Genomic DNA, 15,896 nt, shown 5'->3' on the forward strand with positions numbered 1-15,896 from the left:
GGTCGTGATGCGCGAGCTTGCTGCGCCAGGCGACGGATCTGCGCACCGACCTGGACGCGGTGATCTGAGTGGCGATCGTCGTCCGCATCGACGTGGAGCCTGGCCCGGCGCAAGATGAGCGTGGGCGAGTTCGCCGAGCGGGTCGGGCTGACCCCGGCGAACGTCGCCGTGCTCAAGAACGGCCGGGCCAAGGCGGTCCGGTTCAGCACGCTGGAGGCGATCTGCCGGGTCCTGGAGTGCCAGCCCGGCGACCTGCTGGAGTACGTCGCGGACTGATCCCGGCGCGTCGTCTGGTGTGATGGGCCGGTGACGAGCGAGGAACGGATCGGCTGGCGGCTCACGGTGCTGGTGCCGGGCGTGCTGGCGTTCTTGTCGATGATCGGCCCGTTCAGCATCGACACGCCCTTCCCGGCGTTCGCCGACATGGGCCGCGACCTCTCCGCCAGCGCCGGCGAGCCTGCGGCTGGTCGTCACGGTCTACCTCGCCGCCTTCGCCGCGATGAGCGTGCTGCACGGCCCGATCTCCGACGCCGTCGGGCGCCGACCGGTCATGGTCGTCTCGCTCGCGGTGTACGTCGCCGCGTCGATCGCCTGCGCCTTCGCGCCGAACCTGGTGCTGCTCCTCCTCGGCCGCGCCTTCCAGGGGCTCAGCGCCGGCGGGGCGACCATCGTCAGCCGCACCGTGATCCGCGACCTCTTCGAGGGCGCGACCGCGCAGCGGCTGATGAGCCGGGTGGCCGTCATCTTCGGCATCGCGCCCGCGATCGGCCCGATCATCGGCGGGCTGGTGCTCCAGACTCGGGGACTGGCCGCTCATCTTCGTCTTCCAGGCCGCCCTGGGGGTGGCGCTGGCGCTCGCCGTGGTGCTGCTCCTGCCGGAGACGCATCCGCGCGAGCGTCGTACCGCACTGCGGGTGGCGGTGGTCCTCGGCGGTCTCGCCGCGGTCGCGCGCCGGCCGGCCTTCCACTGGCTGGCGTGGTCGACGGCGCTGATCTTCGGCGCGCAGTTCCTCTACATCGGCGGCGCCGCGATCTTCGTCGTCGACGTGCTCGGCCAGGGCGAGACTCGACTTCTGGAAGGCTCTTCGTGCCGATGATCGGCTGCATGATGGCCGGCTCCTGGGTGTGCGGACGCGCGGCCGGGCGGATCACCGCCCGCAAGGCTGACCTCGATCGGCTGCACGACCTCCTTCGTCGGCGGTGTGGTCGGCGTCCTCGTCGCCGCCTCACCCCTCGCCGCCGACCTGCCCTGGGCGGTGGTCGGGCTGTGCCTGGTCGCGCTGGGCAACGGGATCACCTACCCGACGATGCAGATTGCTGCTCCTGGACCTCTTCCCCGAGCGGCTGGGTGCGGTGGTGTCGATGTCGTCCTTCCTTGCACTGATCCTGAACGCTGTCACCGCGGTCGCCGTCACGCCCCACCTCGGATCGGCGCTCGGCTTCGCCACCGCGGCCCTCGTCGGTGTCGGCGCCGGCCAGGCTCTGCTGGGCCTGGCACTGCGCCATCGAGGACCGCGACTGCGCGGTCGCGGGCGTCCACGAGCGGGAGCCCGTGGAGCCTGCTCTAGCCGCTCAGGCCCGGCGGCGGCCCAGCAGCCCGATCGCACCCAGCAGCGCCACCAGGAGCACCGTCAGCCAGGACATCGCGGTGACCGCGCTGACGCTGCGCACCGCCAGGCCGATCCCGACGGCGGGCAGGCTCATCCCGAGGTAGGCGACGAGGAAGAGCCCGGCCAGCGCCTCGCCGCGCTCCTCCGGCGCGGCCAGCCCGGCGACGGCGCCGACCGCGGACTTGAAGAGCAGCCCGGCTCCGGCGCCGGCGGTCACGCCGCCGAGGAGGAACAGGCCCAGCGAGGCGTCGTGCATGCCGAGGGTCAGCAGGACCAGGCCGGCGGCGACCGCGAGCAGTCCCGCCCGGCGGCGTACGGCGAGGGAGAGGCCGCCCGAGAGGGCCTGGGCGAGCGCGGCGCTGCCGAAGACGGAGAAGACCACGAGCCCGGCCAGGGCGCGCGAGGGGTGGTGCAGGCTGCCGGCGACGAAGCCCGGTGCGACCGAGGTGAACAGACCGAAGACCCCGAAGGCCACGAAGCCGGACAGCACCGCCGCGAGCCAGGTGCGTGGCTCGCGGCGGTCGGCCCGCGGCCGCTGGGGACGGTACGACGGACGCTCGGCCGGGCGCTCGACGGTCTCCGGGGTGAGCACCACCGCGACGAGGGCGACGGCGATCAGGGCCACGAACACGACGTAGGCGGTCCGCAGGGGGAGCGGGCGCCCACTCCGCGAGGGCACCGGTGAGCAGGGCGCCGGCCCCGAGGCCGCCGATGTTGGCGGTCGTCGAGACCACCTCGAAGCGGCGCGGCCCGGCGTCGGGGCGGTGCCGGGCGTCGAGGTCGGCGAGCGCGGCGGTGGCGGTCGCCGTCAGCATCCCGACGCCGAGCCCGTTGACGAAGCGGGCCACCAACAGGGTGCCGAGGTCGGCACCGCTGAGGAAGAGCACGGCGGCGACCAGGCTCCAGGACGAGCGCCGGCACGAGCACCCGGCGCCGCCCGAGCCAGTCCGAGACGTGGCCGGCGAGCACGAGCGCGGTGGCCACGCCGACGGCGTACGCCGCGAAGACCACCGTGATCATGAAGGTCGAGAAGCCGTCGCGCGCCTGGTAGACGGGGAAGAGCGGGGCCGGCACGGTCGAGAACGCCATCGCGACGAGGAAGGCGAAGGCGACGTACCAGAAGCCGCCGCCGTGGCCCGTCGAGCGGGGAGCGGCCGCGGGAGCAGGAGCGGGCGCGGTGATCGTCATGGCTCCAGCCTGATGGACCACAGCCATCACGTCCAACGAAGAATCATGCTCGGATCGATCAGGTGACGCGATAGATTGGCTCCATGGAGTCGCGCCACCTGGACTACTTCGTCGCCGTCGCCGAGGAGGCGAGCCTTCACCGCGGCCGCAGCCCGGCTGCACGTCGTGCAGTCCGCAGTCTCCGCCGGGGTCAAGGCGCTGGAGCGCGAGACTCGGCACCCCGCTGCTCGAGCGCACCTCGCGCCGGGTCGCGCTCACCGATGCCGGGGCGGTGCTCCTGCCGCACGCGCGCGCCAGCCTCGATGCTGCCCGCGACGGGCGGGACGCGGTCGCCGCCGCCCGGGGCGGGCTGCGCGGCACGGTCCGGGTGGGCACGCTGACCTCGGTGGGCTGGCTCGACGTACCGGCCGTCCTGGCGCGCTTCCACCACGCCCACCCCGGCGTCGCGCTCCGGCTGAGTGCCGCGCCCTCCGGCTCCCTCGGCCTGGTCGACGCGGTAGCCGAGCGGCGCCTGGACCTGGCCTTCGTCTCGGTGCCCGGCCCGCGACCGGCGGGCGTGCGGCTGACCCACCTCGGCGACGTGCCCATGGACCTGGTGCTGCCCGCCGGCGACCCGCTGGCCGGGCACCGGCGGATCACGGTCGCCGACCTCGCCGAGCGCGACTTCGTGGACTCACCGCTCGGCTTCGGCAACCGCGGCGTGGTCGACCGGGCCTTCGAGGCGGCCGGCGTCGCGCGCCGGGTGGTGATCGAGGTCGCCGACATCGCGACCGCACCGAGCCTACGTCCGGCACGGTCTCGGCATCGCCATCCTGCCGCGCTTCACCACCGAGCGGCTCGGGCCTGACACCGTCGTCCGGGCCGTCGAGGGCGCCGACCTCAGCCTGGCCGATGGGGCTGGCCACGCCCGCCGGCCGGACCCCGAGCGCCGCCGCCGCGCGGCTCGCGGAGATGGTCGTGGCCGAGGCGGCCGGCCGCGCCGGGTGCCCGCAATGAGCCTGGGATCAGCCGACGAGCCGGGCCACCCCGGCGAGCGGGATCGACAGCCACGACGGGCGGTTGCGGGCCTCGTAGAGGCACTCGTAGACCGCCTTGTCGACGACGTACGCCGTGAGCAGGGTCCGGTCGGCCGGGCCCAGCCCGCCCTCCCCGCAATACGACGCCAGGAACGCCTTGCGGTTGCGCCGGGCCCACTCGCCCGCGCGGATGGCGCGCTGGTGGAGCACGTCCGGGTCCTCCTCGGGCATCGAGGCCGCGACGGCGTGCGGGGCGTAGTCGAAGGAGCGGGTCATCCCGGCGACGTCGCGCCACGGCGAGTCCGGGAGCAGCCGCTCGGCGAGGGTCTTGGCGGGCTCGCCCTCGAAGTCCACGAACTTCCAGCCGTTGACCGTGCGCAGGGTCTGGCCGAGGTGGAGGTCGGCGTGGACCCGCTGGACCGGGATCTCGCCGAGCCCGGCGACCGCGGCGAAGAGGTCCTTCGCGCCCTCGGCGTGCTCGGCCAGGCTCGGGCACCACGCCGATCGCCGCGTCGAGACGCTGGGCCATCACCTCGGCGAGCACCGAGGCCGACATGGTGGAGGTGGGGAAGGCCTCGCGGAGCCTGGGCGTGCACGTCGGCGAGGGCCTCGCCGAGGCGGGCGGCCTCGCCGGCGAAGTCCCCGCCGACCTCCTCTGCGTGCAGGTCGGCCTCGGCGAACAGGTCGCGCACGCTGGCCAGGGCCTGGCCCCAGCCGTCGGAGGCGGTGCGCAGGAACTGCTGGAGCATCCCGAGTCTGGAGGTCGTCGTGCTCGATCCAGCCGTAGAGCGCGGCGATGTGCGGGGAGCCGGCCTCGGTGAGCGCACGGTGCGTGGTGACGTCGGGGTTCTCTCCCGGGGTCAGGCTTTGCGGAACAGGCTTGAGCACGGAGTCCTCGCCGAAGAACACCGACGAGTTCGACTGCTCCCCGCTGAACAGGCTGGCGGGCGCCGCCAGGTCCAGGTCGTAGCCCTCGAGCCGGACGAAGCGGAGCGGCCCGTCCGGCGGGCTGCCGAACGCGGAGAGGTACGCCGCCATGGCGTCCCGGTCCCGCACCGCGTCGTAGGCCGTGCGGCCCGCCCAGGTCCCGACGAGGGCGTGCTCGAGACGGTCCTGCGGCGCGTCGTACAGGGCGAGGGGGACCTGGTAGGTCTCGGTGTCGCCCTCGTCGTAGGTGACCTCGACGAGGAGCACCACGACCTCGGGGGAGGTGCCGAGGCTGCCCACCTCGGTGGTCCCGGTGACCGCGAACGTCCGCCCCTTGCCGCCGAACCAGCGGCTGCGGGCGAGGAGCCTGCTCGATCACAGGACGGGCCTTCCGGTGGTGTCGGGATCCGTGAGCCGGAACCAGTAGAAGCCGTGCCCACTCAGCGTCAGCAGATACGGGAGGCTCGCCGATCCGGGGGAACGGGACGCCGCCGATCAGGCTCGACCGGCACCCGGCCCTCGAAGCGGCGCAGGTCCAGGCTCGACAGGCTGCGGGAAGCGGGACAGGTTGTTGACGCACAGGATCACGTCGGAGCCGTCGGGCGACTCGCGCACGTAGGACAGCACCGTCGGGTTGGACCCGCCCAGGTCCTCGAAGGTGCCCAGGCCGAAGGCGTCGTGCTGGCGGCGGATGTGGATCATCCGGCGGGTCCAGTGCAGCAGCGAGGAGGGGTTCTCCAGCCTGCGCCTCGACGTTGACGCTCTGGTAGCCGTAGACCGGGTCCTGGATCGCCGGCAGGTGCAAGCTTTGCCGGGGGTCGCGGCGGAGAAGCCCGCGTTGCGGTCGGGGGTCCACTGCATCGGCGTACGGACGCCGTCGCGGTCACCGAGCCAGATGTTGTCGCCCATCCCGATCTCGTCGCCGTAGTAGAGGACGGGGGAGCCGGGCAGGGAGAGCAGCAGCGCGGTGAACAGACTCGATCTGGTTGGTGTCGTTGTCGAGCAGCGGCGCGAGCCGGCGGCGGATGCCGATGTTGGCCTTCATGCGGGGGTCCTTGGCGTACTCGCCCCACATGTAGTCGCGGTCCTCGTCGGTGACCATCTCCAGGGTCAGGCTCGTCGTGGTTGCGCAGGAAGATGCCCCACTGGCAGCCCGAGGGGATGTCCGGGGTCTGCTCCATGATCTCCGAGATCGGGAAGCGGGACTCGCGTCGTACGGCCATGAAGATGCGCGGCATCACCGGGAAGTGGAAGGCCATGTGGCACTCGTCGCCACCGACCTCGGGGTCGCCGAAGTACTCCACCACGTCGGTCGGCCACTGGTTCGCCTCGCACAGCAGCACCCGGCCGGGGTAGTTGTCGTCGACGAACTTGCGGACCCTCTTGAGCATCTGGTGCGTCTCGGGCAGGTTCTCGCCGTTGGTGCCCGGGCGCTCGTACAGGTAGGGCACCGCATCCAGCCGGAAGCCGTCGAGGCCCATGTCGAGCCAGAAGGCCATCGCCTCCAGCATCGCGTCCTGCACCTTCGGGTTGTCGAAGTTGAGGTCGGGCTGGTGGTGGAAGAAGCGGTGCCAGTAGTACTGGCCGCGGGTCTGGTCCCAGGTCCAGTTCGAGGGCTCGGTGTCGACGAAGATGATCCGCGCGTCCTGGTAGAGGTCGTCGGTGTCGGACCACACGTAGAAGTCGCCGTAGGGGCCGTCGGGGTCGTTGCGCGAGGCCTGGAACCACGGGTGCGCGTCACTGGTGTGGTTCATGACGAAGTCGATGATCACCCGGATGCCGCGCTCGTGCGCCGCGTCGAGGAAGGCGTGGAAGTCCTCGACCGTCCCGCACTCGGGGAGGATGTCGGTGTAGTCCGCGACGTCGTAGCCCCCGTCGCGCAGCGGCGAGGTGAAGAACGGCGGCACCCACAGGCAGTCGACTCCGAGCCACTGCAGGTAGTCCAGGCTTCTCGGTGAGCCCGCGGAAGTCGCCGGTGCCGTCGGCGTCGGCGTCGCGGAAGGAGCGCACCAGCACCTCGTAGAACACCGCCGTGCGGAACCACTCCGGCTCCTCGCCCAGCACCACGCTCGGGTTGTTGCTGCCTGTCATGACCTCGCTCATGCGTCGGCCCCCTTCACGACGAGGATGTGCGCCGGCTCCGCGGGGGTGAGCCGGACGTAGTTGTCCTCGCCCCACGTCCACGTGCTGCCGGTGATCTCGTCCTCCACCGAGTACGTCGCCCCGGGCAGCATGCCCAGCGCCGCCAGGTCGAGGTGGACCATCGCCTCGTGCGCCTGGTGCGGGTCGAGGTTCAGCACCACGACGACCCGGTCGGCGCCGGCGGTCTTGGAGAAGCACAACACGTGCTCGTCGCTCGTCGGGTGCACGGTGAGGTTGCGCAGCAGTCTGCAGCGCCGGGTGCGCGCGGCGGATCGCGTTCAGCCTGCTGACGTACGCCGTGAGGTCGCCCCCGACCGTGCCGGGCGCGGTCGCCGCGGCCCAGTCCCGCACGCGGATCTGGTACTTCTCCGAGTCGAGGTACTCCTCGCTGCCCGGCCGCACGGCGACGTGCTCGCCCAGGCTCGTAGCCGGCGTACATGCCCCACAGCGGCGAGGACATCGCCGCGAGGGCGGCCCGGATCCTGAAGGCCGCGGGTCCGCCGTACTGCAGGAACTCGTGGAGGATGTCGGGGGTGTTGACGAAGAAGTTCGGGCGCAGGCGATGGGCCGACTCGGTGGTGACCTCGCGCAGGTAGTCCTCGATCTCCTCCTTCTCGGTGCGCCAGGTGAAGTACGTGTAGGACTGGTGGAAGCCGATGGCGCCGAGGGTCTGCATCATCGGCGGCTTGGTGAAGGCCTCGGAGAGGAAGACGACGTCGGGGTCGGTGCGTCGTACCTCCGCCAGCAGCCACTGCCAGAAGGCGACCGGCTTGGTGTGCGGGTTGTCGACGCGGAAGGTGCGCACGCCGTGGGACATCCACAGCCGCACCACCCGCAGCACCTCGTTGGCGATGCCCTCGGGGTCGTCGTCGAAGTTGACGGGATAGATGTCCTGGTACTTCTTGGGCGGGTTCTCCGCGTAGGCGATCGAGCCGTCCGCGCGGGTGGTGAACCACTCCGGGTGCGCGCTCACCCACGGGTGGTCGGGCGCGCACTGCAGGGCCAGGTCGAGCGCCACCTCCAGGCCGGACTCCGCGGCGGCGGCGACGAAGGCGTCGAAGTCGGCGAAGGTGCCCAGGTCCGGGTGGATCGCGTCGTGCCCGCCGTGCTTGCTGCCGATCGCCCACGGGGAGCCGGTCCAGTCCTCGGGGGTCGGCTCGCCGTCGGGGAGGACCGCGTTGTTCGGGCCCTTGCGGTTGACCTCGCCGATCGGGTGGATCGGCGGCAGGTAGATCACGTCGAAGCCCATCGCCGCGACCGCGGGCAGCCGCTCGGCCGCCGTCGCGAAGGTGCCGGAGACGACCGCACCCGTCGCCTTGTCGTACGTCGCACCCTCCGAGCGGGGGAAGAACTCGTACCAGCCTGGCGAAGCGGGCCCGGGCCCGGTCGGCGTAGACGGGGTAGGGGCCGCTGATCGTCAGCAGGTCGCGCAGCGGGTGCGCGAGCAGCACGGCTCCCAGGTCGGGCGACTCCAGCCTGCGCGAGCCGCGCCTCGGCGGGACGACCGGAGTCGCGGGCGGCCTTGAGCGCCGCCTGGACGGTGGCCTTCTCGGCCTTGCCCACGCCGCCGGCGAGCACCCGCTCGAGCAGCAGCGCGCCCTCGGCGAACATCGACTCGGTGTCGATCCCTGCGCGGATCTTGATGCCCGCGGCGTGCTGCCAGGTGGCCACCGGATCGGCCCAGGCATGCACCTCGAAGGCCCACGACCCGACCGCGTCCGGCGTCACCCAGGCCTGGTAGCGGTCCACGGTGTGCCGGTCGACCGCCGTCACCGCGCTCATCCGGACCGGTGGGCGCCGCTTGCCGTCCGGGCCGACGAGGACGACCTCGGCGCCGAACCTGTCGTGGCCCTCGCGGAACACCGTGGCGCTGACCGGGAACGGCTCGCCGGCACTGGCCTTCGCCGGCAGCGGTCCCTCGGTAGGCCCGGTGTCGAGCACCGGCTGAACGTCGATGACGGGGATGCGTCCGACCATGTCTCCGAACCTATCGATGAGTCCTAACCGTTGGCCAAGTCCCACACGTCGACCGTGTCGCCCGGCGCCAGCGGCCCGGTACCCGGAGTCAGGTCGATCAGTGCGTCCGCTCCCGCGAACCATCCGAGAAAGCCGGATCCGGCGGGTCCCCAGGGCGTCACCTCACCGCGCGCGCGGTCCAGCCGGGCCCGGCGCCACTGCCGCTTGGCGGGCAGCGCGGTGAGCGCCTCGGTGAGCCGGGCGCGGACCACCGGGCGCGACGGCAGCGGGTGCCCGTACGCCGCCCGCAGGGCCGGGCGCACGAAGACCTCCCACGAGGTCAGCGCGCTCACCGGGTTGCCCGGCAGGCAGACCACCGGCACCCCGGAGACCAGCCCCGAGCCCTGCGGCATCCCCGGCTGCATGGCGACCTTGACGAACTCCACGCCGCGCGGGCCGAGCGCGTCCTTGACCACCTCGTAGGCGCCCGCGCTCACCCCGCCGGAGGTCAGCACCAGGTCCACGTCCCCGCCGGAGAGACTCGTCGTCGATGCGGGCGAGGAAGCCGCCGACGTCGTCGGCGACCCACAGGCGTCGTACGGCGACCGCACCGGCGTCCTCGACGGCGGCCGAGAGCAGCACCCCGTTGGCGTCGCGGATCTGGCCCGAGCCGGGCTCCGGCTCCTCGGCGAGCCTCCGAGCCGGTGGAGACCACGAGCACGCGCGGTCGGCGGCGCACCTCGACCTCGCGGACGCCGAGCGCGGACAGAACGCCCAGCCTGGGCGGCGCCGAGCACGGCTCCGGCCGACAGCACCTCGTCGCCGACCGCGACGTCGCCACCGGCGGGGCGCACGAAGCCTGCCCACGTCGCGGGCGGCGCTGATCGCGACCGTCTCGGTGCCGCCGTCGGTCACCTCGACCTCGACCACCGCGTCCGCGCCGCGGGGACCGGCGCGCCGGTCATGATCCGCACGGTGGTGCCGGGAGCGAGGTCGCCGACGGGCGCACCGGCCGGGACGTCGCCCGTCACCGGCAGCCGTACCGGCTGCTCGGCGGAGGCTCCGGCCACCTCGGCCGCCCGGACGGCGTAGCCGTCCATGCCGGAGTTGTCGAAGGACGGCAGCCTGCTCGGCCGCCCGCACCGCCGCGGCGAGCACCCGCCCGCGGGCCTCGTCGAGCGGCACCCGCTCGGTCGGCCACGCGCCCGGACGGGCGAGCAGATCGGCGACATGGCGCTGGTGGTGGGCGACGGGGCGCAGTGGGGTGCTCATCGCCGCCAGCCTAGGCCCGCAAAAAGCCAGGACGGGTGAGGAAGCCCCCATGACCCGCCTCACCCGTCCGCTGCCCCCTACAACCGCGTCCGGCGCCCGGGGTTACGGGACGTCGTCCCGACTTCTGGGCGCGGGCGGGATTGGAACGTTCAAGTGGCTTCGATAACGTCAGCCCCATGCGTGCGATCCGGAGGTTCACGGTCCGCCCCGTCCTGCCCGACGCGCTCGCCGGTCTCGGTGAGTCTCGCCGCCAACCTGCGCTGGTCCTGGCACCCGCCGACCCAGGAGCCTGTTCCGGGAGATCGATCCCGCCGGCTGGCTGGCCGTGGGCCACGACCCGCTCCGGCTGCTCGGCGAGGTCTCGGCCGAGCGGTGGGCGGAGCCTGGCCGCCGACGCGTCGTACGTCGCCCGGGTCGCCGAGGTGCGGGCCGACCTCGCGTCGTACCTGACGGGGGAGCGGTGGTACCAGCGCGCCTCGGCCGCCGCGCCCGAGCAGACCTGGCCCGCCTCGATCGCCTACTTCTCCCCGGAGTTCGGCATCACCGCCGTGCTGCCGCAGTACTCCGGCGGCCTCGGCATCCTCGCCGGTGACCACCTCAAGGCGGCCAGCGACCTCGGCGCGCCGATCGTCGGCGTCGGGCTGCTCTACCGCCACGGGTACTTCAAGCAGGCGCTGTCCCGCGAGGCCTGGCAGGTCGAGTCCTACCCCGTGCTCGACCCGGACGGGCTGCCGATCTCGCTGCTGCGCGAGGCCGACGGCGAGCGCGCCACCGTCTCCCTGCGCCTGCCCGGTGGCCCCGACCTGCTCGCGCAGGTCTGGGTGGCCTCGGTCGGCCGGGTGCCGCTGCTGCTGCTCGACACCGACTTCGAGGCCAACCCCGAGCAGTACCGCCTCGTCACCGACCGGCTCTACGGCGGCAACACCGAGCACCGGCTGCGTCAGGAGCCTGCTCCTCGGCGTCGGCGGCGTCCGCGCGCTGCGGGCCTACTCCCGGATCACCGGCGCCCCGGCGCCGGAGGTCTTCCACACCAACGAGGGTCATGCCGGCTTCCTCGGCGTGGAGCGGATCCGCGAGTCGACCGCCGACGGCCAGGTGGACTTCGCGACCGCCCTGGAGATCGGCCGTACGTCGACCGTCTTCACCACGCACACGCCCGTGCCCGCAGGCATTGACCGCTTCCCGCGGGAGCTCGTCGAGCAGCACCTCGGCGACCAGGGCGCCACGCCCGGCGTACCCGTCGACCGGGTGCTCGCCCTCGGCGCCGAGGACTACGACGGCGGCGACCCCGGCGTCTTCAACATGGCCGTGATGGGCTTCCGGCTCGCGCAGCGTGCCAACGGCGTCTCTCAGTCTGCACGGGCACGTCAGCCGCGGGATGTTCAACGGGCTGTGGCCCGCCTTCGACGAGGCCGAGGTCCCGATCACCTCGATCACCAACGGCGTGCACGCCCCCACCTGGGTCGCGCCGGAGGTGCTGGCGCTGGGCGCCGCGCAGGGCGGCGACCCCGAGGGCGACGACGCCGAGGCCTTCTGGGCCGCCTTCGACAAGGTCCCCGGACCCGACGTGTGGGGGACGAAGCGGGCGCTGCGCGAGCGGCTGGTCGCCGACGCCCGCCGCCGGCTGCGCAAGTCGTGGGAGAAGCGCGGTGCCGCACCCGCCGAGCCTGGGCTGGATCGACGAGGCCCTCGACCCGGACGTGCTGACGATCGGGTTCGCCCGCCGCGTGCCGTCGTACAAGCGCCTGACGCTGATGCTGCGCGATCCCGAGCGGCTCAAGTCGCTCCTGCTCCACCCCGAACGGCCCGTCCAGACTCGTCGTCGCCGGCAAGGCGCACCCCGCCGACGACGGCGGCAAGCGGCTGATCCAGGAGCCTGGTGCGCTTCGCCGACACCGAGGACGTGCGCCACCGCATCGTCTTCCTGCCCAACTACGACATCGCCCTCGCGCAGCCGCTCTACCCCGGCTGCGACGTGTGGCTCAACAACCCGCTGCGCCCCTACGAGGCGTGCGGCACCTCCGGCATGAAGGCCTCCCTCAACGGCGGGCTCAACCTCTCGATCCTCGACGGCTGGTGGGACGAGTGGTACGAGCCGGAGTTCGGCTGGCCGATCCCATCCGCCGACGGCCTGGAGGACTACTCCGACAAGCGCGACGACCTCGAGGCCGCCGCCCTCTACGACCTCATCGAGAACGAGGTCGCCCCCCGCTTCTACGACGTCGACTCCGAGGGCGTCCCGCTGCGCTGGGTGGAGATGCTGCGCCACACCTGGGCCAACCTCGGTCCCAAGGTCCTCGCCACCCGCATGGTCCGCGACTACATCGCCCAGGCTCTACGCCCCCGCCGCCGCCAACTCCCGCCTGCTCGCCTCCACCCCCGACGGCGCCCGCTCGCTGGCCGAGTGGAAGGCCCGGGTGCGTTCTTCGTGGCCGGCCGTGCGGGTCGAGCACGTCGAGGCCCACGGCGTCGGTGACGTCACCGAGGTCGGTGCCGGCCTCTCCGTCCACTCCTACGTCGCCCTCGGCGACCTCGCCCCCGACGACGTCGAGGTCCAGGCTCGTCCACGGCCGCGTCGACGCCGAGGACGACCTCGTCGACTCCGCCGTCGCACCCCTGCGCCTCGTCGAGTCGTACGACGGCGGACGGCACCGCTTCGACGGCGACATCGGTCTCGGCCGCCCCGGTCCGTTCGGCTACACCGTGCGCGTCGTACCGAAGCACGGGTTGCTGGTTGCGACGGCGGAGCCTGGGGGTCGTCGCGCTGGCGTGACCCTATGGTCGACAGCATGATCAAACCTTGGAGGCGTCTCGTTGGAGGAGGTCCAAGGCTGGCCAGCCAGGACAGGTCAGCCATCGAAGCGGTGACTGAAACCAACACCGCTTGGACGACCTGGGACCTCTGTGGCTTCGATGATCGACGCGTGTCGTGGGGTCGCCGCCAAAAGATCAGCGACTATCTCGGGACGTTTTCGTATCGGTGGCAGCGCACCCTCCGTGGATCCGATCTAGACCTGGTCGTCTAGGCGACCGAGCCACTCCCGGATGTCGGATTCGGTATGCAGGTACTCCTCCGGAGCCACGCGCAGGTCGATCCCTGCAAGATCTTTCACTGCATCCCAAAGCGGCAGGTCGACGAGGGGCGGGTCTGCTCTCGTGATCCACGCTGCAGCCCAGTCAGCCGCTGCTTCCCTTGAGATTGCGCCCTCAAGAACGCCTAGATATTGCTGTCGGATCGCTGAGACGCTCAGAGAGGCGCTATCCATCACCAGGACCCTCCGTAGTTTCCAGAGTTCGTCAAAGCCTGTAATGAGTCTTCGGTCCTCCCGTTTCGGGACGAACAATGCGTATGTTGCCTGCGCCATCGAGTGTTTCATGCCAGGTTCTTGTTGCTCCGGTGAGCGGATCCCATTCACGCACCAACCGCCGACCAACCATCTCTCCCTTCTTCGATGCGGGGGCCCCGCGGTGCCATAGCGTTCTAGTTGACGAAGATGCTGATTGAGAAGAGCGCCTTGCAGCGCACTCTCGGCCCTCCTAAGGTTCTCTAGGTCTCCACAGGAAGGTCAATGCCGATTTGATGCAGGCGGACCGCTGTTGAAAGTCCGTCTGTCTGCACATATTTGTCCTGCCATCGCGCCCCTTCCGAAAGCCATTGCTTTCGGAAGCCTTGCGATACTTGCTGCTGTCGAATCTGTGTAGCCCCATTCGACGCCGCAGCAAGGACATATATCAAAACTTGGCGTCTTCCCATCCTCGCCCCAAGGAAGATCCTTCGACTTGTATCCGCAAACCGGACAGAAGTGCCGTTCATCTCTGACTGCGGAAGTATGCCTCATTTGTTCCTCTCCCATGTTTCGCTGGGTCTGGCCGGTAGAGCGTTTTGGGTGCGCCGTTCGAATTAATCACGCCAAACAGGCCTGAGGCGGGATCGTAGATATTCTGTCGCCGTTGCTACGCACAATAGGCGGGAATGCTGTGCTGGGAGGGTGGCGAAGGAAGGCTCCACCTCGCTCACCCCGGTGGCGATGCCGGGTTACGTCAGCGGCTCGCCGGCTACCGCCGTATCGGGCGCAGCGAATCTCTACGTGATGGAGTCTGGACGTCGAGCCTGCTCGCCGGGACCGCCCGCTCCTCGAGGTCGGGCTCCCGAACACCAACACCGACTTCCGGCAGGCTGTGTGGCGGCGTGCCGCGCATCCACGTGCTCGCCATGACCACGCGCAAGAACTCGTGAGGCGGCCTCGTCCCGCCCGGCCACCCGGCCGGGCGGGACGAGGCGATCAGCGACCCAGCGGCCGCAGGTAGTCCGGCGTCCGGTCGAGCCTGGCGTTGCGCACGGGCCGGCCGTCACCGGCGACGGCCTTCGACGCCTTGTCTGAGGCTCCGAGCCCGGCCCAGTCGAGGATCTGGGCGGTGACCCTCAGTCGCTCGGCCTCGGGGAGCCTGGGCGATCCGGGCACCGTGGGTGCCGCCGGCGACCACGTGCACGGAGCACTCGCGCCGCTCGGCGCGCTTGCCGCAGGTGAACTGCTCGGCGCCCCACGGGTCGTTGCCGCCGTAGACGTAGAGCATGTTCGTGGAGCGGGTGCGCACCCAGCGGTCGATGTCGGGCATCGCGCGGCGGTCGAAGCGGATCGGCTTGAGCTCGGCGGGCACGAAGTTCGCGCCGCCCCAGCCGCCGGGGTAGTGCAGCAGGTCGGCGAGCGGCGCCTCGTAGGCCTCGTACCAGCCGAGTCTGGTAGGCCGCCTGGTAGTAGTACGCGAGGGTGCCGCGCAGGCCCTGGTCCAGATAGACTCGTCAGCGGTACGACGCCCTGTGTCCAGTCCCAGACCTGCTCGTTCGTCGCACTGGCTCCCGGGACCGCGGCGCACGCCGACTGCGGGGAGTACTGCCAGAACGTGAAGTACAGGTCGATCACGGCCGTCTCCATGCCGCGGTCGAGGCTGCCGAGGATCTGCCAGGTGTCACCGGTCGCTTCGGCGTCCTGTCGGGTGCGCTCGAGGAACCAGGCGCGGTCGGGGCCTAGGATCCGGCGCTGCACCGCGGTCAGCGCGGTCCGGCAGGCGGGGTCGGTGCCGACGTTGGCGAGGAAGGAGTTGTAGGCGTCGCGGTCGTTGTCGACGTCGTTCGGGGCGACGTAGGGGACGGTGCCGTCGACGTCGTTCGGGAAGAAGCGGCGGTGGTAGGTCGCGGTCATGCCGCCCTTGGAGCCGCCGGTGGTGATCCAGGCTCTTCGTGTAGAGCCGCTTGAAGGACTGGATGATCCGGTGCTGGTCGGAGGCGGCCTGCCAGATGGTGAGCCTGCTTCGGCCAGTCCGGCTTCGCGGGGATCGATGGCTCGAAGAAGCGGTACTCCATGCTCAGCCTGGTTGCCGTCGACGATCTGCGTCGGCTCGCTGCGGCTGGGGTTGGCCGAGAGGTTGTAGCCGCTGGTGTACATCACCATCGGCCGCGCGGTGTCCTTGTGCAGCAGCGAGAGCCGCTGCTCGAAGGTGCCGGCCCTGGGGTGCCGGTGGTCGACCGGCTGGCGGAAGGTGATCTTGAAGAAGCGGTAGCCGGCGGGCGCGGTCGCCTCGGTCACCGAGGTGACGCCGGGCAGCGCCGCGACCTGGTCGCGGATGTCGGCGGCGGCAGGCGCCTGCGCGGGCGCGGCCGGTGCCGACGGGGGAGCGGAGACCGCGGGGCTGAGGGTGAGCCCGGTCGTCGCGACGACCGTGGTGAGCAGGACGCCGAGGGCGGACCTGAGGCGGGGCATGGGTGACCTCCCGAGAAAGGTGTGGA

The 15,896-nt window shown here is 71.5% G+C and carries 15 protein-coding genes and 5 pseudogenes; 10 read left to right on the forward strand and 10 right to left on the reverse strand.

The genetic code is table 11. The features are described 5' to 3' along the window. Positions 1-68 precede the first annotated feature (68 nt). Together G5V59_RS33505 and G5V59_RS33510 are read left to right on the forward strand one after the other, a co-directional pair. Positions 69-276: pseudogene (locus G5V59_RS33505) on the forward strand (helix-turn-helix transcriptional regulator). Positions 277-457: 181 nt separating this feature from the next. After that, positions 458-1,384 carry an MFS transporter gene (locus G5V59_RS33510; protein ID WP_278260226.1) on the forward strand — a complete coding sequence of 309 codons (927 nt, stop codon included), beginning with the start codon at positions 458-460 and terminating at the stop codon, positions 1,382-1,384. 188 nt (positions 1,385-1,572) lie between these two features. Here the strand turns inward: G5V59_RS33510 and G5V59_RS33515 are convergent, their stop codons facing one another. Next, on the reverse strand, positions 1,573-2,241 hold the full coding sequence (locus tag G5V59_RS33515) for a hypothetical protein (RefSeq protein ID WP_278259318.1): 669 nt from the start codon (positions 2,239-2,241) through the stop codon (positions 1,573-1,575). Further along, positions 2,226-2,798 carry a hypothetical protein gene (locus tag G5V59_RS33520; protein ID WP_278259319.1) on the reverse strand — a complete coding sequence of 191 codons (573 nt, stop codon included), beginning with the start codon at positions 2,796-2,798 and terminating at the stop codon, positions 2,226-2,228. Before G5V59_RS33520 ends, G5V59_RS33515 begins: the two co-directional genes overlap by 16 nt. A gap of 83 nt (positions 2,799-2,881) precedes the next feature. Between G5V59_RS33520 and G5V59_RS33525 the strand changes: the two genes are divergently transcribed. Next, entirely contained in the window at positions 2,882-3,178 is a 297-nt protein-coding gene (locus G5V59_RS33525; RefSeq protein WP_278259320.1) for a hypothetical protein, read from the forward strand. Continuing rightward, the gene (locus G5V59_RS33530) at positions 3,166-3,645 is read left to right on the forward strand and encodes a LysR substrate-binding domain-containing protein (RefSeq protein WP_278259321.1); all 480 of its coding nucleotides are present in this window, start codon (positions 3,166-3,168) and stop codon (positions 3,643-3,645) included. The genes G5V59_RS33525 and G5V59_RS33530 overlap by 13 nt, the downstream gene beginning before the upstream one ends. A 32-nt stretch (positions 3,646-3,677) precedes the next feature. Here G5V59_RS33530 and G5V59_RS33535 read toward each other — a convergent pair whose 3' ends face one another. From G5V59_RS33535 to G5V59_RS33560, 6 genes and pseudogenes are all read right to left on the reverse strand, one after another. Further along, positions 3,678-4,370 (reverse strand): hypothetical protein, encoded by a 693-nt coding sequence (locus G5V59_RS33535; RefSeq protein WP_278259322.1) that lies wholly within the window; start codon positions 4,368-4,370, stop codon positions 3,678-3,680. Beyond that, positions 4,343-5,092, reverse strand: a pseudogene (locus tag G5V59_RS33540) (hypothetical protein); the annotation flags it as partial. The pseudogene G5V59_RS33540 and the gene G5V59_RS33535, both read right to left, overlap by 28 nt. Before the next feature lie 210 nt (positions 5,093-5,302). Then, positions 5,303-6,787: pseudogene (treS, locus tag G5V59_RS33545) on the reverse strand (maltose alpha-D-glucosyltransferase); the annotation flags it as partial. Between the two features lie 53 nt (positions 6,788-6,840). Then, positions 6,841-8,243: pseudogene (locus tag G5V59_RS33550) on the reverse strand (alpha-1,4-glucan--maltose-1-phosphate maltosyltransferase); the annotation flags it as partial. 131 nt (positions 8,244-8,374) lie between these two features. Then, positions 8,375-8,983 (reverse strand): annotated as a pseudogene (locus tag G5V59_RS33555) (maltotransferase domain-containing protein); the annotation flags it as partial. A gap of 39 nt (positions 8,984-9,022) precedes the next feature. After that, complete coding sequence (locus G5V59_RS33560) at positions 9,023-10,111, reverse strand: hypothetical protein (protein ID WP_278259323.1); 1,089 nt, start codon at positions 10,109-10,111, stop codon at positions 9,023-9,025. A 176-nt stretch (positions 10,112-10,287) separates the two neighbouring features. On the opposite strand from G5V59_RS33560, the gene G5V59_RS33565 reads away from it, so the two are divergent. From G5V59_RS33565 to G5V59_RS33585, 5 genes are read left to right on the forward strand one after another with little or no spacing between them, the layout of a single operon-like run. Continuing rightward, a complete protein-coding gene (locus G5V59_RS33565; RefSeq protein ID WP_341351096.1) occupies positions 10,288-11,286 on the forward strand; it encodes a DUF3417 domain-containing protein in 999 nt (332 codons plus the stop codon). Beyond that, on the forward strand, positions 11,207-11,818 hold the full coding sequence (locus G5V59_RS33570) for a hypothetical protein (RefSeq protein ID WP_278259325.1): 612 nt from the start codon (positions 11,207-11,209) through the stop codon (positions 11,816-11,818). Before G5V59_RS33565 ends, G5V59_RS33570 begins: the two co-directional genes overlap by 80 nt. Further along, positions 11,812-12,141: a hypothetical protein gene (locus G5V59_RS33575; protein WP_278259326.1), complete on the forward strand. Its 330-nt coding sequence runs from the start codon at positions 11,812-11,814 to the stop codon at positions 12,139-12,141. Before G5V59_RS33570 ends, G5V59_RS33575 begins: the two co-directional genes overlap by 7 nt. Next, positions 12,036-12,587, forward strand: coding sequence for a glycogen/starch/alpha-glucan phosphorylase (locus tag G5V59_RS33580; RefSeq protein WP_278260227.1), 552 nt, complete (start codon positions 12,036-12,038; stop codon positions 12,585-12,587). Before G5V59_RS33575 ends, G5V59_RS33580 begins: the two co-directional genes overlap by 106 nt. 14 nt (positions 12,588-12,601) lie before the next feature. After that, complete coding sequence (locus tag G5V59_RS33585) at positions 12,602-12,904, forward strand: hypothetical protein (RefSeq protein WP_278259327.1); 303 nt, start codon at positions 12,602-12,604, stop codon at positions 12,902-12,904. A gap of 215 nt (positions 12,905-13,119) precedes the next feature. Here G5V59_RS33585 and G5V59_RS33590 read toward each other — a convergent pair whose 3' ends face one another. After that, complete coding sequence (locus G5V59_RS33590) at positions 13,120-13,488, reverse strand: hypothetical protein (protein ID WP_278259328.1); 369 nt, start codon at positions 13,486-13,488, stop codon at positions 13,120-13,122. A 596-nt stretch (positions 13,489-14,084) separates the two neighbouring features. Between G5V59_RS33590 and G5V59_RS33595 the strand changes: the two genes are divergently transcribed. Then, positions 14,085-14,348, forward strand: coding sequence for a hypothetical protein (locus G5V59_RS33595; protein WP_278259329.1), 264 nt, complete (start codon positions 14,085-14,087; stop codon positions 14,346-14,348). Positions 14,349-14,394: 46 nt separating this feature from the next. On the opposite strand, the gene G5V59_RS33600 is transcribed toward G5V59_RS33595, so the two are convergent. Continuing rightward, the gene (locus G5V59_RS33600) at positions 14,395-15,870 is read right to left on the reverse strand and encodes a S28 family serine protease (RefSeq protein ID WP_278259330.1); all 1,476 of its coding nucleotides are present in this window, start codon (positions 15,868-15,870) and stop codon (positions 14,395-14,397) included. Positions 15,871-15,896: the final 26 nt, after the last annotated feature.

Source organism: Nocardioides convexus (assembly GCF_011090295.1).